Annotated in this window: 21 protein-coding genes; 14 read left to right on the top strand and 7 right to left on the bottom strand. The window is 70.2% G+C overall.

Annotated elements, in window-relative coordinates:
• Nucleotides 1-65: 65 nt before the first annotated feature.
• Nucleotides 66-872: an SGNH/GDSL hydrolase family protein gene (locus KCH87_RS14150; protein ID WP_210586407.1), complete on the bottom strand. Its 807-nt coding sequence runs from the start codon at nt 870-872 to the stop codon at nt 66-68.
• A 314-nt stretch (nt 873-1,186) separates the two neighbouring features.
• Here KCH87_RS14150 and KCH87_RS14145 point away from each other — a divergent pair, with 314 nt between their 5' ends.
• From KCH87_RS14145 to KCH87_RS14115, 7 genes are all read left to right on the top strand, one after another.
• On the top strand, nt 1,187-2,395 hold the full coding sequence (locus KCH87_RS14145) for a S8 family peptidase (protein ID WP_210586406.1): 1,209 nt from the start codon (nt 1,187-1,189) through the stop codon (nt 2,393-2,395).
• A gap of 174 nt (nt 2,396-2,569) precedes the next feature.
• Nucleotides 2,570-2,995, top strand: coding sequence for a hypothetical protein (locus KCH87_RS14140; protein WP_247196204.1), 426 nt, complete (start codon nt 2,570-2,572; stop codon nt 2,993-2,995).
• A gap of 1 nt (nt 2,996) precedes the next feature.
• The gene (locus tag KCH87_RS14135) at nt 2,997-4,091 is read left to right on the top strand and encodes a GNAT family N-acetyltransferase (RefSeq protein WP_210586405.1); all 1,095 of its coding nucleotides are present in this window, start codon (nt 2,997-2,999) and stop codon (nt 4,089-4,091) included.
• A gap of 391 nt (nt 4,092-4,482) precedes the next feature.
• On the top strand, nt 4,483-5,304 hold the full coding sequence (locus KCH87_RS14130; protein ID WP_210586404.1) for a glycosyltransferase family 2 protein: 822 nt from the start codon (nt 4,483-4,485) through the stop codon (nt 5,302-5,304).
• Nucleotides 5,301-6,290 carry a glycosyltransferase family 2 protein gene (locus KCH87_RS14125; protein WP_210586403.1) on the top strand — a complete coding sequence of 330 codons (990 nt, stop codon included), beginning with the start codon at nt 5,301-5,303 and terminating at the stop codon, nt 6,288-6,290. Before KCH87_RS14130 ends, KCH87_RS14125 begins: the two co-directional genes overlap by 4 nt.
• Nucleotides 6,283-7,083 (top strand): polysaccharide deacetylase family protein, encoded by an 801-nt coding sequence (locus tag KCH87_RS14120; protein ID WP_210586402.1) that lies wholly within the window; start codon nt 6,283-6,285, stop codon nt 7,081-7,083. Before KCH87_RS14125 ends, KCH87_RS14120 begins: the two co-directional genes overlap by 8 nt.
• Nucleotides 7,076-10,894: a lipopolysaccharide biosynthesis protein gene (locus KCH87_RS14115; protein ID WP_210586401.1), complete on the top strand. Its 3,819-nt coding sequence runs from the start codon at nt 7,076-7,078 to the stop codon at nt 10,892-10,894. The genes KCH87_RS14120 and KCH87_RS14115 overlap by 8 nt, the downstream gene beginning before the upstream one ends.
• A 21-nt stretch (nt 10,895-10,915) precedes the next feature.
• On the opposite strand, the gene KCH87_RS14110 is transcribed toward KCH87_RS14115, so the two are convergent.
• Complete coding sequence (locus tag KCH87_RS14110; protein ID WP_210586400.1) at nt 10,916-12,337, bottom strand: xylan 1,4-beta-xylosidase; 1,422 nt, start codon at nt 12,335-12,337, stop codon at nt 10,916-10,918.
• A 156-nt stretch (nt 12,338-12,493) separates the two neighbouring features.
• Here KCH87_RS14110 and KCH87_RS14105 point away from each other — a divergent pair, with 156 nt between their 5' ends.
• Both KCH87_RS14105 and KCH87_RS14100 read left to right on the top strand, forming a co-directional pair.
• On the top strand, nt 12,494-13,588 hold the full coding sequence (locus KCH87_RS14105; protein ID WP_210586399.1) for a DUF5925 domain-containing protein: 1,095 nt from the start codon (nt 12,494-12,496) through the stop codon (nt 13,586-13,588).
• A gap of 32 nt (nt 13,589-13,620) precedes the next feature.
• On the top strand, nt 13,621-14,391 hold the full coding sequence (locus KCH87_RS14100) for a DUF72 domain-containing protein (RefSeq protein WP_210586398.1): 771 nt from the start codon (nt 13,621-13,623) through the stop codon (nt 14,389-14,391).
• 28 nt (nt 14,392-14,419) lie between these two features.
• Here KCH87_RS14100 and KCH87_RS14095 read toward each other — a convergent pair whose 3' ends face one another.
• Nucleotides 14,420-14,788, bottom strand: a complete 369-nt coding sequence (locus KCH87_RS14095; RefSeq protein ID WP_210586397.1) for a GntR family transcriptional regulator — start codon at nt 14,786-14,788, stop codon at nt 14,420-14,422.
• Nucleotides 14,789-14,886: 98 nt separating this feature from the next.
• Between KCH87_RS14095 and KCH87_RS14090 the strand changes: the two genes are divergently transcribed.
• Together KCH87_RS14090 and KCH87_RS14085 are read left to right on the top strand one after the other, a co-directional pair.
• A complete protein-coding gene (locus KCH87_RS14090; RefSeq protein ID WP_210586396.1) occupies nt 14,887-15,816 on the top strand; it encodes a GNAT family N-acetyltransferase in 930 nt (309 codons plus the stop codon).
• On the top strand, nt 15,797-16,324 hold the full coding sequence (locus KCH87_RS14085) for a DUF402 domain-containing protein (protein WP_210586395.1): 528 nt from the start codon (nt 15,797-15,799) through the stop codon (nt 16,322-16,324). Before KCH87_RS14090 ends, KCH87_RS14085 begins: the two co-directional genes overlap by 20 nt.
• 3 nt (nt 16,325-16,327) lie before the next feature.
• On the opposite strand, the gene KCH87_RS14080 is transcribed toward KCH87_RS14085, so the two are convergent.
• Nucleotides 16,328-16,942, bottom strand: a complete 615-nt coding sequence (locus KCH87_RS14080; RefSeq protein WP_210586394.1) for a class I SAM-dependent methyltransferase — start codon at nt 16,940-16,942, stop codon at nt 16,328-16,330.
• 173 nt (nt 16,943-17,115) lie between these two features.
• Between KCH87_RS14080 and KCH87_RS50070 the strand changes: the two genes are divergently transcribed.
• Nucleotides 17,116-17,250, top strand: coding sequence for a hypothetical protein (locus KCH87_RS50070; RefSeq protein WP_155055489.1), 135 nt, complete (start codon nt 17,116-17,118; stop codon nt 17,248-17,250).
• 27 nt (nt 17,251-17,277) lie between these two features.
• Here KCH87_RS50070 and KCH87_RS14075 read toward each other — a convergent pair whose 3' ends face one another.
• Entirely contained in the window at nt 17,278-17,739 is a 462-nt protein-coding gene (locus tag KCH87_RS14075; RefSeq protein ID WP_210586393.1) for a GNAT family N-acetyltransferase, read from the bottom strand.
• A 172-nt stretch (nt 17,740-17,911) separates the two neighbouring features.
• On the opposite strand from KCH87_RS14075, the gene KCH87_RS14070 reads away from it, so the two are divergent.
• Nucleotides 17,912-18,892 carry a lytic polysaccharide monooxygenase gene (locus tag KCH87_RS14070; protein ID WP_210586392.1) on the top strand — a complete coding sequence of 327 codons (981 nt, stop codon included), beginning with the start codon at nt 17,912-17,914 and terminating at the stop codon, nt 18,890-18,892.
• Between the two features lie 54 nt (nt 18,893-18,946).
• Here KCH87_RS14070 and KCH87_RS14065 read toward each other — a convergent pair whose 3' ends face one another.
• Both KCH87_RS14065 and KCH87_RS14060 read right to left on the bottom strand, forming a co-directional pair.
• Complete coding sequence (locus tag KCH87_RS14065; RefSeq protein WP_210586391.1) at nt 18,947-19,819, bottom strand: triacylglycerol lipase; 873 nt, start codon at nt 19,817-19,819, stop codon at nt 18,947-18,949.
• A 174-nt stretch (nt 19,820-19,993) separates the two neighbouring features.
• Nucleotides 19,994-20,437 carry a MarR family winged helix-turn-helix transcriptional regulator gene (locus KCH87_RS14060; RefSeq protein WP_210586390.1) on the bottom strand — a complete coding sequence of 148 codons (444 nt, stop codon included), beginning with the start codon at nt 20,435-20,437 and terminating at the stop codon, nt 19,994-19,996.
• A 98-nt stretch (nt 20,438-20,535) separates the two neighbouring features.
• Here KCH87_RS14060 and KCH87_RS14055 point away from each other — a divergent pair, with 98 nt between their 5' ends.
• On the top strand, nt 20,536-20,910 hold the full coding sequence (locus KCH87_RS14055) for a cupin domain-containing protein (RefSeq protein WP_210586389.1): 375 nt from the start codon (nt 20,536-20,538) through the stop codon (nt 20,908-20,910).
• Nucleotides 20,911-20,924 lie beyond the last annotated feature (14 nt).

The raw sequence follows: 20,924 nt of genomic DNA, 5'->3' as shown, positions 1-20,924 counted from the left end.
GCGGGGAACTGCGCGACCAGCCACGACGGTGCCGCAGACGCCAGACGGCCCGCCGCGGCAGTGGCTCAGGCGTTCGCGCTCAGCACAGGCACGTACCCGCCGGACTGGCCGCCCGCGTTCGGGTGGTACGACTCGCTGATGTTGGCCAGGTTCACACTGTGCAGCCACGCGCTGCCGGAGCAGATCTCGTGGCCGGTGAAGGCGGGACGGACGTCGCCGAAGGTGAATCCGTGGTCGGCGACGCGCTTGGCGATGGCGGTGTCGAGGTGGTCGGCGGCGTCGTTGATCGCCTTCCGCTTGGTCTCGGAGAGACCGAGGCACACGGCGCCGAGCCGGTAGAGGCGGGGGTAGCCGAGCACGACGACGTGGGCGGACGGGGCCTTGGCGCGGATCGCCGCGTAGACGTTGTCGAGCTTGCCGGGCAGCGTCGAGTCGACGTACGCCCTGGCGGTGTTGACGCGGGAGAGGCACGCGCTGTCGGACTGGAGCACGCACGTGACCATCACGTCCATGAAGCCGGCGTCGTTGCCGCCGATGGTGATGGAGACGAGGGTGGTGGCGGCGTTGACCGGGCCGAGCTGATTGGCGAGAACATCATCCGTTCGGGCGCCCGAGCAAGCGGTGAAGTCGAACGTCGAGGGTGAGTTGGCGGCGGCCCAGAGGTACGCGTACGACTTCGTGCTGCGCTTGCAGTCGCCGCTGGAGGAGAGGTAGCTCCCCGCGCCGAGCCCGGAGGAGTAGGAGTCTCCGAGGGCCACGTAGCCGCCTTCCGCGGCGGACTCGGCGGCTTGTGTGGTGGCCGCGCCGGTGAGGGTGACACCGATGGCCAGGAGGAGTGAGCTGACGTATGCGGCAAATCGGGAACGTCTCATGGAACCTCCCTATAACAGGATCTCTGCCACAACCGTCGTAGCAACTACGCGTGTTGAACGGAAGTGTCCATGCCAAGACTTGTCAGACCTTTCCGGGGTCTGCGCCATGGGTTCACCCGGCCGTTGATTTCGTGCTCATGACAGATTTGTTGACAGGTCCTCAACTCCCTTGTTCTACGCACGTAGACGGCTGATCCTCTACTCGAGCCCGGGACGGAACGCGACGCTCCGGGCCGTGCGTGCGATGACGCGCGCACCCCCCACAGACGCGCGCCACACCCAGGCGCGCGCCGCCAAGAGGAGGACTCCCTCGTATGGCACAGCTGCGTAGCAAGAGATTCCGGTTCGCCGCGATAACCAGCCTGGCGACCGCCGCCCTTCTGGGCGGGCTCACCGCACTTCCCGCCGAGGCCGCCCCGGCCGAGGGGAAGGTGCTCGCCGCCGACTCCCCCACCGCGATCAAGGACAGCTACATCGTCACGCTCAAGAAGAACGCCGGCCTCAAGGCCGCGTCGAGCGAGGGCAAGAGCCTGGTCAAGGAGTACGGCGGCACGGTGAAGAAGACGTTCGGCGAGGTGCTGAACGGCTACACGGCCACACTCTCCGCGACCGAGGCCCGGCGGCTCGCCGCCGACCCGGCGGTGGCCTCCGTGGAGCAGAACCAGCGCGTCCAGCTGACCGACACCACGCAGAGCAACGCTCCTTGGGGCCTGGACCGCTCGGACCAGACCTCGCTCCCGCTGTCCGGTACCTACACCTACCCGGACACCGCGGGCAGCGGCGTGACCGTATACGTCATCGACACCGGCGTCCGGATCACCCACTCGCAGATCAGCGGCCGTGCCACCTACGGCTATGACGCGGTCGACGGCGACACCACCGCCTCGGACGGCAACGGCCACGGCACCCACGTGGCCACCACGATCGCGGGCACCACCTACGGCATCGCCAAGAAGGCGAACATCGTGGCGGTGCGGGTGCTCAACGACGCGGGCTCCGGCACCACGGCGGGCGTGATCGCGGGCATCGACTGGGTGACGGCCAACCACTCCGGTCCCTCGGTCGCCAACATGTCGCTCGGCGGCGGCGCCTCCACCACGCTGGACACGGCGGTCGCGAACTCCATCTCCAGCGGTGTGACCTACGCGGTCGCTGCCGGCAACAGCGCCGCCAACGCCTCCTCGTACTCCCCCGCCCGCGTCGCCTCGGCGATCACGGTGGGCGCCACTACCAACACGGACGCAAAGGCGAGCTACTCGAACTACGGCTCGATTCTGGACATCTTCGCGCCCGGCTCCTCGATCACGGCGGGCTGGTACACCAGCGACACCGCGACCAACACCATCTCCGGTACGTCGATGGCGACGCCGCACGTCGCGGGCGCTGCCGCGGTCTACCTCGCGGGCCACACCTCGTCCACCCCGGCACAGGTCGCCTCGGCGCTGACCAGCGCCGCGACCACCGGTGTGGTCACCAGCCCGGGCACCGGCTCCCCGAACCGGCTGCTGAAGATCGTCCCGTGAAGGCAACGGGCCTGAAGTGACACGGTGTTCCCCGGAGGCGTCCGTCGCCTCCGGGGAACACTTGTGCAAAGCGGCTCATGCGCCAGGATGACCGTCCTCCCCGTCTTGACGGCCCGTACACGGCTGGGTCACATTGAAGCCCGGCATCCGGCGCGTCGGGGGGCAAAGTCGCCAATGCAGACCATACGTATCAAGACTTCTTCAACGGACAGCGCGGAGCGTGCCCGTCCCGGTCCTGCGAGAGACCTGACGCCGCTGCTCGCGGGCGCGGCGACGGCCGTCGGGGGGACCGGCGCGATCCTCGCGCTCGCCGGCTCGGGCTCACCGCTGCGCGGCCCGCTCACCCTCTTCTTCCTGCTCGCGGCACCGGCCGCGGCCATCGCCGCCGCCCTGCACGGACTGTCGCCGCTCGGCCGGATCCTGGTCGCGGTCGCGGGCGCGGTCGTCGTCAACATGCTGGTCGCGCAGGCCATGCTGGCCTTGCACCGGTGGTCCATCGGAGGCGGCATCGCGGCGGTGACCGCGATCAGCGCACTCACTCTCCTGCTGGTTCTGGTACGGCGGCTGCGCGGCCGTACGGCACGAAGGCGGACTGACTGACGTGGACATCACCGTGTACCGCCCCGGCGAGCTGAGCGAGGCCGACCGGGCGGCCTGGACGGCCATGCAGTCGAAGGCACATCTGCACGGATCTCCCGAGCTGGCGAACCCGTTCCTGTCCCCCGAGTTCACGCTCGCGGTCGGACGGCACCGGCGCGGGGTCCGGATCGCGGTCGTACGGGAGGACGGCGAGCCCGCCGCGTACTTCCCGCACCAGAGGTCCGCCGCCGGCGTCGGCCGGGCCGTCGGCCTCGGCATCTCGGACGCCCAGGGCCTGGTGCACCGGCCCGGGTACAGCTGGGACGCCCGGGCGCTGCTGCGGGCCTGCGGGCTCTCCGTCTGGGAGTTCGACCACCTGGTGGAGGGCCAGGGGCCGTTCGGGGCGGAGGCCACCGGAAGTTTCCCGTCACCCGTGATCGACGTCGACCAGGGCTACGACACCTATCTGAGCGACCTGCGCGCCCGGTCGCCGAAGTTCACCAGGACCACACTCGCCAAGGACCGCAAGCTCGGCCGGGACGCGGGCGACGTGCGCTACGTCCACGACGAGCGCGACCCGGCCGCCCTGCGCACGCTCATGGAGTGGAAGTCGGCCCAGTACCGCAGGACCGGGCGCAGCGACCGCTTCTCGCAGGAGTGGATCACGCGGCTGACGCAGCATCTGTTCCACACGCGCTCCGGGCCGTTCGCGGGGATCCTGTCCGTGCTGTACGCGGGCGACAAGCCGATCGCCGCGCACTTCGGGCTGCGTACCGAACGGGTGCTGGCGTGCTGGTTCCCGGCGTACGACCCGGGCTTCTCGAAGTACTCCCCGGGCCTGGTCCTGCACCTGCGGATGGTGGAGGCGGCCGCCGCCGACGGCATCGCCTATCTGGATCTCGGCCGGGGCCAGAAGGAGTACAAGGACTCCCTCAAGACGCGGGAACTCACCGTGTCCGAAGGGTGGGTTACACGTCGCCATCCGGTGGCACTCGGGCACCGGGCGCGTCGCGCTCCGGTCCGGGCACTGCGCAACACGGTGGTGGCCCGGCCGGAACTGTTCGAACGAGCGGACAAACTGCTCAAACGGATGGGCAAAATCCGTGCGGGACGATAGGTATCTATATCTATCGTTAGGTAACGGACACAACAACAAAAACGTGGGGCCTTGTTCCAGGTCTTGCCATACAGGCTCAATCATCAATACCGTCGTACATCTCACCCGCATCGGTTCATCGGCGTTCGGTCCAAGGGGAGGGCTCGAGGACCGCGATGGCTCCGGAGCGGGGCGCGGTAGGGGGGTGCCGTGCTCGGTGATCGCACAATCAGCCGAGTCGTGCCGCGAGACCGAATGCCCAGTCGTGGCAGTCGGCCAGCTTTGCCAGCTCACCCGGCGTGCACGGAGAGTGATTTCGCCATGCCGTAAGTGAGATACCCCCCTTTCGAACCGGACAAAGAGCCGGGCCGCCCGGGGGCGGGCGGTCCACCGGACGAGAGGGACCAGACTCATGAGTTCAGTTCTGCGCCCGCCCAGCACGGGCCAGGATCCGACCACCGCCGGTGCCTACCGGCCCATCTCCTCTCACCTGGCCATCACGCCACCGGTGAGTGTCGTGATTCCCGCCATGAACGAGGCGGAGAATCTCCCGTACGTCTTCAAGACGCTGCCCGACTGGATCCACGAAGTCGTCCTGGTGGACGGCAACTCCACGGACGACACCGTCGAAGTGGCCCGCGGACTGTGGCCCGACGTCAAGGTTGTCAAGCAGCACGGCAAGGGCAAGGGGGATGCCCTGATCACCGGGTTCGAGGCGGCCACCGGCGACATCATCGTCATGGTCGACGCGGACGGCTCGGCCGACGGCAACGAGATCGTGTCGTACGTCTCCGCCCTCGTCTCGGGCGCGGACTTCGCCAAGGGCTCCCGCTTCGCCAACGGCGGTGGCACGGACGACATGACGCCGATCAGAAAGCTCGGCAACTGGGCGCTGTGCACGGCGGTCAACCGCAAGTTCGGCGCCCGCTACACCGATCTCTGCTACGGATACAACGCGTTCTGGCGCCACTGCCTGGACAAGATCGAGCTCGACTGCACCGGCTTCGAGATCGAGACCCTGATCAACATCCGGGTGGTCAAGGCGGGCCTGAAGGTGCAGGAGATACCCAGCCACGAGTACCTCCGCATCCACGGCACCAGCAATCTGCGGGCCGTGCGGGACGGGCTGCGGGTGCTCAAGGTGATCCTCAAGGAGCGCTCCAACCGGCGTGCCCTGCGCCGCCGTGAGCAGCACTCCCCCATGCTCGACTCGGCGCGGGGAGAGGTGTCTTGAGCGGTCCCGACATCTCCGTCGTGATCTGCGTCTACACCGAGGACCGCTGGGAGGACATCCTCGCGGCGGTCGCCTCGGTCCGGGCGCAATCGCACCCTGCGCTGGAAACGCTCCTTGCCGTCGACCACAATCCGGCGCTTCTGGACCGGCTGGCCAAGGAGTACAAGGAAGTCACCGAGGTGCGGGTGCTCGCCAACGCGGGCCCCCGTGGCCTGTCCGCCGGCCGCAACACCGGTATCGCGGCCTCGTACGGCGAGGTGATCGCCTTCCTCGACGACGACGCCGTGGCCGAGCGCGACTGGCTGCGGCACTTCGCGGACGGGTACGCCGACCCTCGGGTGATGGCCGTCGGCGGGCGCACGATGCCGATCTGGGCGTCGCGGCGCCGGCCGGCCTGGTTCCCGGAGGAGTTCGACTGGGTGGTGGGCTGCACCTACAAGGGCCTGCCCGCCGGCCGGGTCCGGGTGCGCAACGTCCTCGGCGGCAACGCCTCGTTCCGTCGTACGGCGTTCGACGCGGCCGGCGGATTCGCCACCGGCATCGGACGCGACGGCGACAAGCGCCCGCTGGGCTGCGAGGAGACGGAGCTGTGCATCCGCCTCACCCGGGCCAGACCGGACGCCGTCCTGCTGATCGACGACCGTGCGGTGATCCACCATCGGGTGCCCGAGGCGCGTGAGCACTTCGGGTACTTCCGCACGCGTACGTACGCCGAGGGCCTGTCCAAGGCGCTGGTGGCCCGAAGTGTCGGTGCGGACAAGGGACTTGAGTCCGAACGCCGGTACGCGACACGGGTGCTGCCGGCCGGAGTGGCCCGCGGGCTGCGCGACGCCCTGCTGGCCCGGCGGGGCGGTGCGGGCCGGGCGGGGGCGATCGTCGCGGGGGTGCTGACGGCGGCCGGTGGGTACGTCGTGGGGACCGTGCGGTCACGCAAGGGGGCGGCCACGTTCTCGGTGGCCGAGATCGAGGGGGGTGCACATGACTGACGCGCGCGTGCCGATACTCATGTACCACGCGGTGTCGGCCGAGCCGAGCGAGGCCACGCGTGCTCTGTCGGTGACGCCCACGGCGTTCGCCGAACAGATGGCGATGATCGCCGACCTGGGCCTCACCCCCGTCTCCACGGCGGAGCTGGCCGAACGCTGGCGCTACGGCGGACCGCTGCCCGACCGCCCGGTCCTGGTCACCTTCGACGACGGCTACGAGGGCGTGCACCGGCACGCCCTGCCCGTGCTCGCCAAGCACTCCTTCGCGGCCACCGTGTTCGTCACCACCGGCTGGCTGCGCGGCCCGCACAACACGGGCGGCGAACTCGACACCATGCTCGACTGGGACCAGGTCCGCGACCTGGCGTCCGCCGGCGTCGAGATCGGCGGGCACAGCCACACCCACCCTCAGCTCGACCAGCTCCCGGACGACAGGCTGCGCCAGGAGCTGATCCTGTGCAAGGAGATCGTCCAGGACGAACTCGGCTCCGTACCGGCCTCGTTCGCCTACCCGTACGGCTACTCCAGCCGCCGGGTGCGCGAGGCCGTCCACGAGACGGGATACGGCCAGGCGCTCGCCGTCAACAACGGCCTCGCGCGGCGCCGGCAGGGGCCGTACGCCCTGACCCGCCTCACGGTGCGGCGCAGCACCGGAATCGGCGAGTTCGCGCGGCTGGTCGAGGGCCGCCGAATCGCCCGTACGTTCGCCGGGGACCGTGCCCTCACCAAGGGGTACGCCCTGGTCCGCAGAGCCCGACAGGTCCGCCGGAAGGCCATCCGTTCCCGTGTCTGACACGTCCACCAAGACCGAGGCCCAGCCCCAGACCCAGGCGCCCGAGCAGTCGGGGCGCCGGCTGCGTCTCCCCGGACTCGGCCGGTCCGGGGGCGGCAGCCAGCTGTTCCGCAACGCCTACGCGCTGATGCTCAACACCGGCATCTCCGCCGTGCTGGGCCTCGGCTACTGGCTGGTCGCCGCCCGCTACTACTCCGAGTCGGCGGTCGGCCAGGGTTCCGCCGCGATCGCCGCCATGAAGCTCCTCGCGGGGCTGACCGCGGTGACGCTGACCGGTGCGCTGGCCCGCTTCATACCGCTCGCCGGACGCAGCACCGGGCGGCTCATCTTCCGTACCTACGCGGGCAGTTCGGTGATCGTGGCACTGGCCGCGGGCGTCTTCCTGCTCACGCTGGACATGTGGGGGCCGTCGTACCGCTTCCTGAACGGGCCGCTGCCCGCGCTCGGGTTCGTGGTCGCGGTGATCGCCTGGAATCTGCTCACCCTCCAGGACGGCGTGCTGACCGGGCTGCGCAGCGCGCTGTGGGTGCCGGTGGGCAACACCGTGTTCTCCGCGGTCAAGCTGGTGCTGCTGGTCGGCATCGCCGCGGCGATCCCGATGGCCGGCGTCTTCGTGTCGTGGGTCGCGGCGATCGCCGTGTCCGTGCTGCCGCTGGGCTGGCTGGTGTTCCGGCGCCTGGTGCCCAAGCACGTCAAGGCGACCGACGAGCACGCCGAGCCGCCGACGCTGAAGGAGATCGGGCGGTTCCTGGCGGGCGACTACACCGGTTCGCTGTTCTCGCTCGCGGTGGTCTATCTGGTGCCGGTGATCGTCGCCGCGCAGGTGAGTTCCGCCAACAACGCGTACTTCTACATCGCCGCCACCATCGGCGGCACGGTCAATCTGCTCGCCATCAACATGGGCGCCTCCCTGACCGTCGAGGGCTCGCACGATCCCGGGCGGCTGGCCGCCAACACCCGGGCCGCGCTGAAGCGGATGGCCCGGATCATGGTGCCGGTCGCCGTCATCCTGTTCTTCGGCGCCCCGTGGATCCTCGGTGTCTTCGGCGGGGGTTACGCGGACGCGGCCACGCCGTTGCTGCGCTGGTTCGCGGTGGGCGGGCTGCTGCGGGTCGTCATGGAGACGTACTTCGCGGTGCTTCGCGCACAGAGCCGGACCGCCGGACTCGCCTGGCTCCAGGGCGTGTTGTGCGCCCTGGTGCTCGGGCTGACGCTGCTGCTGCTCCCCCGCATGGGGCTGACCGGGGCCGGCGTCGCGGAGGTCGGCAGCCTCGCGCTGATCGTGGCGATCGCCGCACCCAAACTGTTCCGGACCATCATGACCGCACCGGCCGCCGCTCCCGAGGACGCGGCACCGCCCGACGGGGACCTCGCCGACCTGGGGGCGCGCGAGGTCCCCGCCGGCGCCAGGACGCGCCGACGCGGGCCGGGCTGGGCGCTCGACTCCGACACGCTCGCCCTCGGCATTCACGTCGACTTCGACCACCAGGAACGTCGTCCGGACGTGCGTCCGGGGCCGGGGACACCGCCCACGGGGACGCCGGTGGTGGTGTTGCCGGAGCATCACCGGCCGACGTGGGCGGTCCAGTCGAAGGGGCCGGAGGTGGTGGGGCTGCCGGTGGAGGAGAGGGAGCCGGGGTCACCGGTGGAGGAGAGGGAGCCGGGCCTGGAGGTGTCGTCCGCTCCGGTGCCGGCGGGAGAGATGTCCGCCGACCCTGTTTCCGCCGTTCCTGCGCCGTCCGCCGACGTTCCCGACGCCCCGGAGCCACCCGGATCCCGCTCCCTGCGCGAGCGTCTCCAGCCCACCCGCTCCGGCCTGATCCTCGGCTGTCTGCTGGTCGCCGCCCTGCTCCTGTACTGGATCCCGGTCCTGCGCCTCGGCGACGCGGACCTGGACGGCATGGGCGGGCTCGGGCTGATCTCCGTACTGCCGCTGCCGACCCTGACCGGCGCCGCGCTGCTGATCGTGGTGTTCGCGTCGCTGCTCTGGCCTCAGCGCGAGCACCGGGCCCTACTGCTGATCACGCTGCTGGCAACCGTCGTGTCGCTGCACGCGCTGCCCGCGGTGATCGAGACGGAGCCGCGGTTCGCCACGGCCTGGCAGCACCTGGGCTTCCTCGACTACATCGACCGGACCGGGTCCGCCGTACCCGACCTGGACGCGCGCTGGAGCTGGCCGGGCTTCTTCGCGGCGGCCGCGTTCATGGCGAAGGCCTGCGGGGTCACGGACTTCACCGAGATCATCCGCTGGTGGCCGCTGACCATGCAGCTGCTGTACCTGGCGCCGCTGTTCCTGCTCACGCGCTCGATGCGGGCGAGCTGGCGCGCCAAGTGGACCGGCATCTGGGTGTTCGTGCTCAGCGGCTGGGTCGGCCAGGACTACTTCTCACCGCAGGGCTTCACCTATCTGCTGTACCTGGTGTTCGCGGCGGTCCTGCTGGTCTGGTTCCGTGCGCCCCGGGTGATCTGGACGAAGGTGCGGCCCGGCGAGGCGGAGGTCGAGCCGACGGACCGGCGGCAGCGTGCCGTGCTGCTGCTGGTCTTGCTCGGACTGTTCGCGGCTAGCGTGCCCGCGCACCAGCTGACCCCGTTCGTGATGCTGGGCGTGGTGGCGGTCCTGGTCCTGATCGGCAAGTCCGAACTGCGCGGCCTGCCCATCCTGTTCGGCGTGATGGTGGTGTCCTGGATCGGCTTCATGGCCGAGCCGTACTGGTCCGGCCACTTCGACGAGCTGTTCGGCGGGGTCGGCGGCGTCGGCGGCAACGTGTCCTCGTCGGTGTCCGGCCGGATCGAGGGCGGCAGCTCGACGCACAAACTCGTGCTGTACGCGCGCGTGCTGCTCGCCGGCGGTGTGCTGGCCTTCGCCTGCTGGGGCTGGTGGCGGCGGCGCGACCACAAGTACCGGGAGCGTTCGCTGCTGGTCCTGACCTTCGTGCCGTTCCTGGGCTTCGGCATGCAGTCGTACGGCGGCGAAATGGCGCTGCGCGTCTTCATGTTCGCGCTGCCGGGCGCGGCCCTGCTCACCGGACTCGCCCTCTTCCCGCGCACCGGCGTCACCGCGAAGGAGCGGGACAAGGACCGGGTGAGCCTGGCTCCGCTGGCCGCGCTGATGGCGGGTCTGGTCCTCATGGGCGGCTTCCTGGTGGCCCGTTGGGGCAACGAGCCGTTCGAGCGGGTCCGGCCCGGTGAGGTCGCCGCGATGGACTACGTGTACGCCCATGACGAACCGAGCGCCCGTCTGCTGTGGCTCAGCAGCGACACCGTCAACGACGTGACACCGGCGATGCCCTGGGGCTCGCGGGACATGGAGCGGGTCGAGTATCTGCCGACGCTCGCGCCGACCGACCCGGTGCTGGTGTCGGGGCTGGTCAAGGCGCTGAAGGACGCGGGCCCGAACTCGTATCTGATGATCAACCGGAGTCAGGTCGTCTACCTCCAGTTGGACATGGGCTATTCGAAGACCTGGGATGCGAGGCTCGTCCAGAACCTGGACCGGCGGTCGGAGCTGACGAAGGTCTTCGTCAACGAGGACGCGACCATGTACGCGTTGCGGAAACAGCCGGAGGGCGCGGTCCCGAAGGCCGATCCCGGTCCGATCGGGCCGCAGGTGACGTGGACTCCCTGGTCGGTGGTCGGAGGGCTGGCCGCGATCGCGTTGATCCTGCTGCTGGCGGCGCGTGAGGTGGTCCGGGTGGCGGTGCGGCCGAGTGTGAAGCAGCTGCGGTGGCTACAGAGCACGTTCTGGTTCTCGCTGCCACTGCTGGCGGTGCTGCTGGCCTCGCTGGTGCAGCGGTTCCTGACGATCAAGTAGGTCTGTGCGGGGTGAAGCGGCTCACCGGTCCAGCCACTTCACCTCGTACGCCTGCAACTCGACCCGGTGGCCGTCGACCGTCGCGGTGATCGCCCGGTCCTGGGTGTTGACCACCAGGACGGCCTTGTCGTCGGCGAGTACGCGGACGTCGGGTACGTCCTTCTTCGCGACGGACACGGTCTCGTACCGCGTGCCCGGCGGGAACTCGGCGTTGAACCGCGAGACCAGGTCATACATGGGGAGCTTCTTGCCTCCCTGACTTCCGGATGTGGGTGTCCACAAGCACCCGGGGCACTCCGTGCCCTTCTCCTCCTCCGGGTTCCAGTAGAAGCCGGAGGTGGCGCCGCCCTTGGCCATGGCGATCATCCCGGCGGCCTGGACGGCGCCGCGGCGGGGCTCGGACCAGCCGTGGCGGTCGTCGTTGCCGTCGGCGGGTTCGACGTAGTACTCGGCCCACCACAGCGGCAGTCCGGGCGCCCGCTCGCGCACCCACTTGCCGACGGCGGTGAACTTGTCGGTGGCCGCGAACTCGTCGGGCAGCAGTTCGTCGTCCCTGGTGTAGCTGGAGCCGTCGACGACGACGAAGTCCGCGCCGGCCCGGTGCTTGTTCCAGTAGTCGAAGGCGTCCAGCGTCCGCTGGTCCATCGCACCCCAGGGCCCCTTGACCGTCGTCGACGCGTCGTCCTCACGCGGGTCGAGGCTGTCCATGACCAGATACGGGCCGCCGACCATGATGTCCTTGTCGACCTTCTTCAGCGCCTTGTGGACGAGGTTGTACAGCTGGGTGTAGCCCTCGTAGTCCCAGCGGGCCTCGGCGTCGTTCCAGAAGCCCTTGAACTCGTTCCAGACGATGAAGTGACGGACGTCCGGATAGCGCTCGGCGACGGTCACGGCGAGCGCGGCGAAGTCGTCGAAGTGCTCGGGCTGCGGCGCGGTCTCCAGGGCGGCCTGGCTCCAGTCGGTGTCGTCGACGCCCGCCTTGCCGCCCTTCATCCAGTCCGGGGCGCAGCACAGCGTGACCACGGGGGTGCCGCCGGACTCACGGACGAAGTCGATACGGCGGTCCATCGCCTCGAAGTCGTAACGCCCCTTGACCGGCTCGGGGTTGTCGGCGCCCCAGCCCATGACGTGCTGGATCTGCGGCAGGCCCCCGCCCTGGGACAGCAGCCCCTCGGCACGGGCGACGGCGGCGGAGCTGCCCTCGTCGGCGCTGAACTGGGTGTGCGTGAAGCCCCAGCCGACCTCGGGCTCGGGCCGGTCCTTTGTGGGCGCCGGCGTGCCGTGCACCTTGCCGCCGTCGCGTGAGGTGCCGTCGGTGCTCGCGCCGTTTCCCGGCAGCGTGTTGAGCAGGGTCACGACCAGGGCCAGCGCGGCCGCACCCACGCCGAGCAGCGCGGTGAGCCGCCACCGCCCTGCCCCCGAATTCCACCCATGACGTCCCATCAAGGGCAACAGTATCGGCGGATACGGCCGTTCGGGAGCCTGTTCCTGTTACTGGACGGACGAAAGCAACACCGGCGAAAACATGACACACCCGACACTCCGGACCCACCACGGAAACCGGGTGCAGACGGCGCCCTCGTGACGGATCATGGGCCCATGTCTGCGAACCCACACGACGCTCTGCCGATCCGGCTCAACGTCGACGACAGCGACTCGCCGTCCGACGTCGTCGACGCGCTGTTCCTCGGCCGCTTCGCGACGGGCGAGCAGCCGTATTCGCACGCGGCCAACATCGACCGCGTGCGGTCCGGGGCGACGCTCCTGCCGCCGGGCGCCCGTGTGCTGCGCGGCGCCCGCGACGACGACCGCAGCGCGACGCTGGCGGAGGGCGACGGCTGGACGGTGCTGATCTCCCGCTGGAACCGGGGCGCGGATGTCACGGTGACGGCGACCAGCGCCGAGCTGGCGGAGAAGGTTCTCGATCAGGCCACGGACGGCGCGGCGGACGAACCCGAGCCGCAGCCGGAGAACGTGACGATGGGCTTCTGGTACGTCTCCCCGAGGCGCGGCCCGCACCGCACGACACGGCAGATCTCCGCGGGGACGTGGGACGAGGTGCGGCCCAACTACACGGCGCCGGTCGCCGACGCGATGGACCAGCTGATGAAGACGACCCCGGAGGACATCGCGGGCCGTCTCCTCCTGCTCCACGGCCCGCCGGGCACCGGCAAGACGTCGGCGCTGCGCACACTGGCCCGCTCCTGGCGGGACTGGTGCCAGGTGGACTGCGTTCTGGACCCGGAGCGGCTCTTCAGCGACGTCGGCTATCTGATGGACATCGCGATCGGCGAGGAGGACTCGACGGGCAAGGGCCGCTGGCGGCTGCTGCTTCTGGAGGACTGCGACGAACTGATCCGCGGCGAGGCCAAGCACACGGCGGGCCAGGCGCTGTCGCGGCTGCTGAACCTGACCGACGGCCTCCTGGGCCAGGGGCGCAACGTCCTGGTCGGCGTCACCACCAACGAGGACCTGGAACGCCTCCACCCGGCCGTCGTCCGCCCCGGCCGCTGTCTCGCCCGTATCGAGGTCGGCCCGCTGACCCACCGGGAGGCGGTGAACTGGCTGGGCACGGACGAGGGCATCGACCGCGAGGGCGCGAGCCTGGCCGAGCTGTACGCACTGCGCCGGGGCACGTCACCGACGTCCCTGCCGGAGCCGCGGGGGCGGGCGGACGCGGGGCTGTACCTGTAGGGCAGCGCTTCGGACGGTGCTTTGATGGACGTATGACCCTGTTCGTCGGCACGTCGGGGTGGCAGTACAAGGACTGGCGGGGCGTCCTGTACCCGGCGGAGTGCCCCATGCGGCTCTGGCTGGAGGAGTACGCGGCACGCTTCGCGACGGTCGAGGTCAACAACGCCTTCTACCGGCTGCCGACGCGGGAGAACTTCGAGGCCTGGCGGGAGCGGGTCCCGCCGGACTTCGTGGTCGCGCTCAAGGCGAGCCGCTATCTGACCCACATCAAGCGCCTGCGGGACCCCCAGGAACCGGTGCACCGCCTGATGGTCCATGCGGCCGGCCTCGGCGACCGCATCGGCCCGGTCCTCCTCCAGCTCCCGCCCACACTGCGGGCCGACCCCGGCCTCCTGGACGCCTGTCTCGCGTGCTTCCCGCGCGGCACCCGCGTCGCGGTCGAACCCCGTCACGACTCCTGGTGGACCGAGTCGATCCGCCAGGTCCTCGAATCCCGTGGCGCGGCCCTGTGCTGGGCCGACATCCGGGCCCGCCCCATGACCCCGCTGTGGCGCACCACCGACTGGGGCTACGTCCGCTTCCACCAGGGCCGAGCCCAGCCGTGGCCCCGCTACGGCCGCCAGTCCCTGCGCACCTGGGCCGACCGCATCGCGTCCACCTGGCCCGACGACCATGACGTCTACGCCTACTTCAACAACGACCCGGGCGGGGCGGCCGTGGAGGACGCGGTGTCGTTCGCGGGGGTGGCGAAGAGGGCGGGCCTGACGGTGACACGAGTACCGGACCACGTCCCGACACCTTGAAGTCCACCGCCACACCTTTCACCAAGCCTTACCCCCCGTACGCCGCCCGCAGGGCATCCCGCACGGCCGCCAACGCATCAGCCTCCGTGAGCCCAAGCCGCCGAGCCCGCTCGACGAAAGCCTGAGCAGCCGACGCCAACTCCCGCTCCGCGGCCGAGCCGGCGGCAGCCACGAACGTCCCGTTCCGGCCCCGCGTCTCGATCACCCCGTCCGCCTCCAGCGTCCGATACGCCTTGGCGACCGTGTTCGCGGCCAGCCCGAGCGACTCGGCGAGCCCCCGCACCGTGGGCAACCGATACCCGACGGGCAGCACCCCCGCCCGCGCCTGCTCGGAGATCTTCGCACGCACCTGCTCGTACGGCGGGGCACTGTCATCGATGTGGATCTTCAAGGTCACGGCCCGATTGTCCCGCACCCACCGCCAAAAACCCCACCGGCGAAGGCGCCGGAAAATGAGAGGCATCCCGGCACGTCAGCCACGTAGCGTGCGGCCATATGACAGTCATCGTGCGCGAGCTGCGCCCCGAAGTCCGGGCCGACACCGAGGGCTTCGCCCACGTCCGCCACCAGGCCCTCCCGTACATCCTGTTCACCGCGGACTCCGTCGCCTACGACGTCACGCACGCCCATCCCGACGCCCACTATGTTCCCCTCGTCGCCGAAGAGGACGGCGAGGTGATCGGCACCGCCAACGTCGGCATGGTCCACGACAGCCCGGAGCCCGGCCAGGGTTACATCAACCTGTACGTACACCCGGAGCGGACCCGCCGCGGCGTCGGCTCCCTGCTGGTCCGCGCCGCCGACGAACACCTGGCCGCGCAGGGCGCGACCAAGGTCTTCGCCTGGGTCCTCGACGAGCCCGGCAACCGCGTCTTCGCCGAGCGGCACGGCTATCGGGCGAGCCGTTCCGCCCACTTCCTCCGCCTGGACCTGGTGGACGGCTCCCTCCCCCCGCTCCAGGACCTCCCGCCGGGCGTCGAGCTGCGCCCGGGCGCCGACTTCGCGGACGATCCGCGCCCGCTGTTCACCCTGGACGCGGAGACGACGTCGGACGAACCGAGCGACGTCGACTACGAGTTCACGGACTACGAGGCCTGGCTGGAGGGAACCTGGCGGCACCCCCTGTTCAGTCCCGAGCTCACCTCGATCGCGCTCGTCGACGGCCGCCCCGCCGCCTTCAGCGCGGCCCGCACGGACGGCGGCGCACGCTACGGCACCGTGATGACCGGCACCGCCCGCGCCTTCCGCGGCCGCGGCCTCGCCAAGCTCGCCAAGAACGACTCCCTGCACCGCGCCCGCGCCGCCGGATTCACCGAGGCGTTCACGGGCAACGACACCGGAAACGGGCCGATGCTCGCGATCAACAAGTGGTTCGGGTACGAGATCTGCGCGACGGAGGTGCGCTTTGTCCGCGAACTCGGCTGACCGGTCACAGAACCCGAGCGACCGGTCCCACCTCGTGGACGTCGTCCTCGTCAAAGGCGGCCGCACGAAGATCCGTTACCCGGCCGAGCTCCTCCAGGACGACGGCACCCGCATCACCGTCCGCGCCCCCTGGGCGGGCGACACCACCCGCGACTTCGGCTTCGTACGCTTCGAGTCCGGCGATGTCTTCACCGAGTACTACTGGCGCGACCGCTGGTACGCGGTGAAGGAGGTCCGTGACGCTCGGGGCACGCTCAAGGGCTGGTACTGCGACATCACACGCCCGGCCGTGCTCTCCGGCGCCGGCGCCGAACTGGTGGTAGAGGACCTGGACCTGGACCTGTGGCGCTCCGCCGACGGGACCGACGTACGGCGTCTCGACGAGGACGAGTTCGCGGCCAGTGGCCTCACGGAGTCGGACCCCGCGGCCGCCACTGCCGCCATGGACGCCCTCGACGAGTTGGAGGCGCTGGCGCGCGAGGACGGCTTCGAAGCGCTGCTCGACTGAGCGTCACAGCCGGACCACCACCGCATACCGCTCGTCCTCCACCGCCCTCCCCCACAGGCGCGGCTCGTCCGACAGCCGCTCCACACGCCCGTGCCCGGCGGCCGGGCCGAGCAGGTCGGTGAGCCGGTCGGCGGGGATACCGACCGGGCTGACCGTCCCCCACACGCCCTCGATCAGCACGAGCCGCCCACCGGGACGCAGCAGCTCCCGCCAGTGCCGCAGGGCGCGGCCGGGGTCGGGCAGGGCCCACAGCACATGCCGTACGACCACGGCGTCGAACCGGTCCTCGCCCACCGGTGGCGCCGCCGCGTCACCGACGAGGAACACGGCGTCACGTCCGGCGAGCTTCGCTCTCGCCAGCGCGACCATGGCCGGGGACAGGTCGACGCCGGTGACGCGGTGCCCCTGCTCGGCTGCGAGGAGCGACAGACTGCCGGTGCCGCAGCCGAGGTCGAGGACGTCGCCCGGCCGCGGCGGCAGCCAGGCGTGCAGCCGGTCGGCCCAGGCCAGGCGCACCTCGGGATCGCGCAGGCCGTGGTCCGGCTCGTCGTCGAAGGAGGCGGCCGCCGCGTCCCAGTCCGCCACCGATCCGGTGCGGGCACTCTCGTCATCGCTCATATCCACAGCGTGACAGCCGTCACTGACAATCGAGCTCCGGCCGAAGATCACTCGAATTCCAGTCAAAACCGTGATGACCGCCACTGACAGGAGGGCACCGATGAGGAACCCTCGCCGAAAGGGTCTACCTCCGTGAGAACGCGGAACTCAGGTAGGCACCGAAGGAGGCAGCCATGCGCCGAGTCACCGTGCAGAAGCCCCTGAAGAAGACGGACGTCCGCCGGCTCCGCGAGCAGGCCGACGAGCGCCCCGCCGAGCGCCCCGAGGTCCGAAAGGACATCGCGCGCACATGGTGGCCCGACGGCTGAGGCGGGCGGGTGAGGTCATGAGACGCGTCAGAGCAGCCGTTTGCGGTAGTGGATGCGGTCGTACTGCCCCTCCACACGACGCTCGACGACCTCGTACCCGTACTTCGGATAGATCTTCTGGTTCTCCCACATCATCGCGTTCGTGTAGAGCCTGACCTCGGGCAGCCCCAAGGCACGCGCGCGTGCGTCCACGAACTCCAGCAGCCGTCGCCCCACGCCCCTGCCATGGGCGTCGGGGTGGACGGCGATGCTGTCGAGGAAGAGATGGTCCGGGTGGGTCTCGACCACCACGAGGCCGATGACGCGACCGGTCCGGGGTTCTTCGGTGACGAACACCTTCCCCGCGGCCACGTTCGCCGCGTGGTCCGCCTCCATGGGCACCGGCACCACCCCGATGCGCTCGATGTAGGGGCGGTACGCCGCGTCGGTGACGCTTTTCACGGCCGGTACGTCGGTGGCCACGGCGGGCCGGATCTCGTCGTCTGTCATGGCGCGAACGCTAGCTACCTGATCCCAGTCTGAGCACTCCCTTAAAGCCACCATAAGGATCTCCTTCCCCCGCCTCCAGCAGGCGATTTCACGGTCATCCGGGGCTAACTTGCTGATCACCCCCCACGGGTTCCGGCCCATCGATCCAGTGACCGTTCCGAGGAGTTCCGTCATGCCCGCACGCCGCAAGGTGGCCGCCGTCGCAGCCGTCGGCATCGCCCCGCTCGCCCTGACCGCGCTGGCCGCGGCGCCCGCGTCCGCGCACGGTTCGATGGGCGACCCGGTCAGCCGGGTCTCGCAGTGTTACGCGGAGGGCCCCGAGAGCCCGAAGTCCGACGCGTGCAAGGCGGCGGTCGCGGCCGGCGGCACCCAGGCGCTGTACGACTGGAACGGCATACGCATCGGCAACGCGAACGGGCAGCACCAGGCGCTGATCCCGGACGGCAAGCTGTGCAGCGCGAACAACGACGCGTTCAAGGGGCTCGACCTGGCCCGCGCCGACTGGCCGACGACCAGCGTGAGCAGTGGGTCGTACACCTTCAAGTACCGTGTCACGGCCCCGCACAAGGGCACCTTCAAGGTGTACATCACCAAGGCCGGTTACGACCCGGCGCAGGCGCTGGCCTGGGACGACCTGGATCTGGACAACCCGGTGGCGACGGTCACCGACCCGGCCGCATCGGGCGGCTACTACACGTTCTCCGGCAGCCTGCCCGAGCGCTCCGGCAAGCAGCTGCTGTACGCGGTCTGGCAGCGTTCGGACAGCCCGGAGGCGTTCTACTCCTGCTCGGACGTCGCCTTCGGCGGCAGCAACGCCACGACCCCCGACGACTCCACGGCGGCCCCTGCCCCGGCCCCGTCGGCGTCCGCCCCCTCCGAGGAGCAGATCGAGGACGGTGCCGACAAGTCGACCGTCGAGCACCGCGGCCACGGCGACGACGACGCGAGTACGTCCGCGGAGCCGACCACCGAGGCGGTCGCCGCCAACGAGCCGAAGGCGGCCGGTGCTTCGGAGAACCTGGCCGAGACCGGCGGCGACAGCAGCACCCCGTACATCGCGGTCGGCGGCGCGGCCGCCCTCGCGCTGGGGGCCGCGGCCCTGTTCGCGTCGGTCCGGCGGCGTGCGGTGACCGGTGGCCGGCACGGCCACTGACGCCTGACTCCGGGGCCCGACCGGCGGCTCAGGCCGGTCAGGCCCCGGCGGCGTTCAGCCGACCGCCGACGCGCAGGTGGTCGGGGTGGCGTGGGCCGGGTCGAGGGCGTTCGCCACCTCGTGGAAGGCGATCCGGTCGAACAGTCCGATCGACACATGCTCGGCGAGGTCGACCGGGCACAGGTCCTGGAGCAGGATGTTGCGCACGTCGGATCCGCTCAGGAACTGGCTCCGGTACGGCGTGACGACCTCGTCGTGCCGGGTGGCGAGGACCGTGTAGCTGACGCCGGGGACGGTGTCGCCGCCCTCGTTGAGCCTGGCGAGGAGGGCGGAGCCGACGATCTGGTCGGCGAGCGCCGGGGTGGCGGTGGTGAGCAGGTCCTCGGCGCCGGGGAAGTACGGCAGCAGGTTGGTCAGGCCGCCCAGGTCGGTGCCGTGGCTGCTGGGCGCGATACCGACGAGGGCCTTCACCTTGGCGGCCCCGCCGAGGAACTTGACGTAGTAGCGGGGCATCATGCCGCCCTGCGAGTGGCCGACGAGGTCGGTCTCGGCGGCGCCGGTCGCGGTGAGCACCTTGTCGACGAAGGACTTCAGCTGCTCGGCCGACTTGTCGACGGGCCCGAGGCCGTGGAAGAAGCGGACGCCGGGCAGTTGGCCGTAGTCGAGGGAGAAGACGCAGTATCCGCGGTCCTTCAGATACGGCGCGAGGCCCAGCCAGTTGTCGACGGAGTTCCCGAAGGTGCCGTGCACCAGGACGACCGGGCGGGGATGGGCGGCGGACGGGTTGCAGGAGTAGTCGTTCCAGCCACGGTCCGAGGCCGCTGCGGTGTCGGCGGCCTGGGCCGTGGTGACGGCGGGGACCAGGGCGACCGTGACGGTCAGGCACAGGGCGGACAGGGGTCTGAGCACTCGTTTCCAGGGCAGCATCGGGTGATCTCCTTGCGGCTCAAGGGAGTTGCGACGGCTCTACGCCCTGTGATCCGGATCACGAGGATGCTGTTCACTCGTCAAGTTACGAGCGGGTAGTTCACTTGTGAAGTTACGCGTCAGTAAAAACTTTCAGTGATAGTCAGTGGCTGTGGTAATGCCATTGACGAACCGTCACCAGGTGGGCCTGAGGGGACCATAGGGCGCGATACGTATCAATCGATCGCACAACGCGCGCACTTCACCCTCACCGAGCACATCCCCCCACGCCCGCACCGCGTCCGCGGCCGCCTCCTCCGCGGCCCGCGTACAGGCCCATCCCCGCTCGGTCAGCACGACCAGCCGGGCGCGCGCGTCATCGGGATGCGGCCGCCGCTCGACGTACCCCTTGCGCACGAGCTCGTCGACGAGCTGGCTCGCACCCTGCTTGGTGACCCCGAGATGGCCGGCGAGGTCGGTGACGGTCGCCCCGTCCGGAGCCAGCCGGGTGAACGCGAACCCGTGCGCGGGCCGCACCTCGAACCCGCGCGCGACGACACCGTCATTGATGCGCTGCGTCAGGTCTGCCGCGGCGGAGAGCAGGGCGGCGGTCAGGGCGAGGGCTTCGGAGTTCTGCACGGAGGCATTGAAACACCGTTGACGAATTGGTCAAGCAGCTTGACTATGGAGCCATATAGTCAAGCTGCTTGACCATCTCACTCCAGGAGACCTCGCCCATGCCCGTAATCCGACGGTCCGACGCCGTCACCCACGAGATCCACGGCGCCCGCTTCGTCTCGTACGCCACTCCCCGCACCGGCAGCAAAGAACTGTGCGCCTGGCGCGGTGAGATCCCGCCGGGGACCAAGGCACCCGCGCACACCGTCAACCGGGAGGAGATCCTGCATCTGCTCGACGGCGAGCTGCTGATCACGCTCGACGGCCGTACCGACCGCGTCACCGCGGGCGACACCCTGATCATCAACCCCGGCGCGACCCTCGCCGTCGAGAACCCCACCGACCGGACCGCGCTCACCTGGGTCACCACGTCCATCGGCCTGGCGGCGGAGCTGGCCGACGGCACCCGGATCACTCCGCCGTGGGCCAACTGATCACCGTTCGAGGA

The organism is Streptomyces sp. GESEQ-35, from assembly GCF_017948485.1.
Classification (GTDB): domain Bacteria; phylum Actinomycetota; class Actinomycetes; order Streptomycetales; family Streptomycetaceae; genus Streptomyces.
The sequence above is the reverse complement of the archived record's forward strand: the minus strand, read 5'-3'. Positions and strand labels throughout refer to the sequence as shown.

Coding starts and splice junctions, on each gene's coding strand:
- KCH87_RS14150 (WP_210586407.1), bottom strand. CDS start 872: ATGAGACGTTCCCGATTTGCCGCATACGTCAGCTCACTCCTCCTGGCC.
- KCH87_RS14145 (WP_210586406.1), top strand. CDS start 1,187: ATGGCACAGCTGCGTAGCAAGAGATTCCGGTTCGCCGCGATAACCAGC.
- KCH87_RS14140 (WP_247196204.1), top strand. CDS start 2,570: ATGCAGACCATACGTATCAAGACTTCTTCAACGGACAGCGCGGAGCGT.
- KCH87_RS14130 (WP_210586404.1), top strand. CDS start 4,483: ATGAGTTCAGTTCTGCGCCCGCCCAGCACGGGCCAGGATCCGACCACC.
- KCH87_RS14120 (WP_210586402.1), top strand. CDS start 6,283: ATGACTGACGCGCGCGTGCCGATACTCATGTACCACGCGGTGTCGGCC.
- KCH87_RS14110 (WP_210586400.1), bottom strand. CDS start 12,337: ATGGGACGTCATGGGTGGAATTCGGGGGCAGGGCGGTGGCGGCTCACC.
- KCH87_RS14105 (WP_210586399.1), top strand. CDS start 12,494: ATGTCTGCGAACCCACACGACGCTCTGCCGATCCGGCTCAACGTCGAC.
- KCH87_RS14100 (WP_210586398.1), top strand. CDS start 13,621: ATGACCCTGTTCGTCGGCACGTCGGGGTGGCAGTACAAGGACTGGCGG.
- KCH87_RS14090 (WP_210586396.1), top strand. CDS start 14,887: ATGACAGTCATCGTGCGCGAGCTGCGCCCCGAAGTCCGGGCCGACACC.
- KCH87_RS14080 (WP_210586394.1), bottom strand. CDS start 16,942: ATGAGCGATGACGAGAGTGCCCGCACCGGATCGGTGGCGGACTGGGAC.
- KCH87_RS50070 (WP_155055489.1), top strand. CDS start 17,116: ATGCGCCGAGTCACCGTGCAGAAGCCCCTGAAGAAGACGGACGTCCGC.
- KCH87_RS14075 (WP_210586393.1), bottom strand. CDS start 17,739: ATGACAGACGACGAGATCCGGCCCGCCGTGGCCACCGACGTACCGGCC.
- KCH87_RS14070 (WP_210586392.1), top strand. CDS start 17,912: ATGCCCGCACGCCGCAAGGTGGCCGCCGTCGCAGCCGTCGGCATCGCC.
- KCH87_RS14065 (WP_210586391.1), bottom strand. CDS start 19,819: ATGCTGCCCTGGAAACGAGTGCTCAGACCCCTGTCCGCCCTGTGCCTG.
- KCH87_RS14055 (WP_210586389.1), top strand. CDS start 20,536: ATGCCCGTAATCCGACGGTCCGACGCCGTCACCCACGAGATCCACGGC.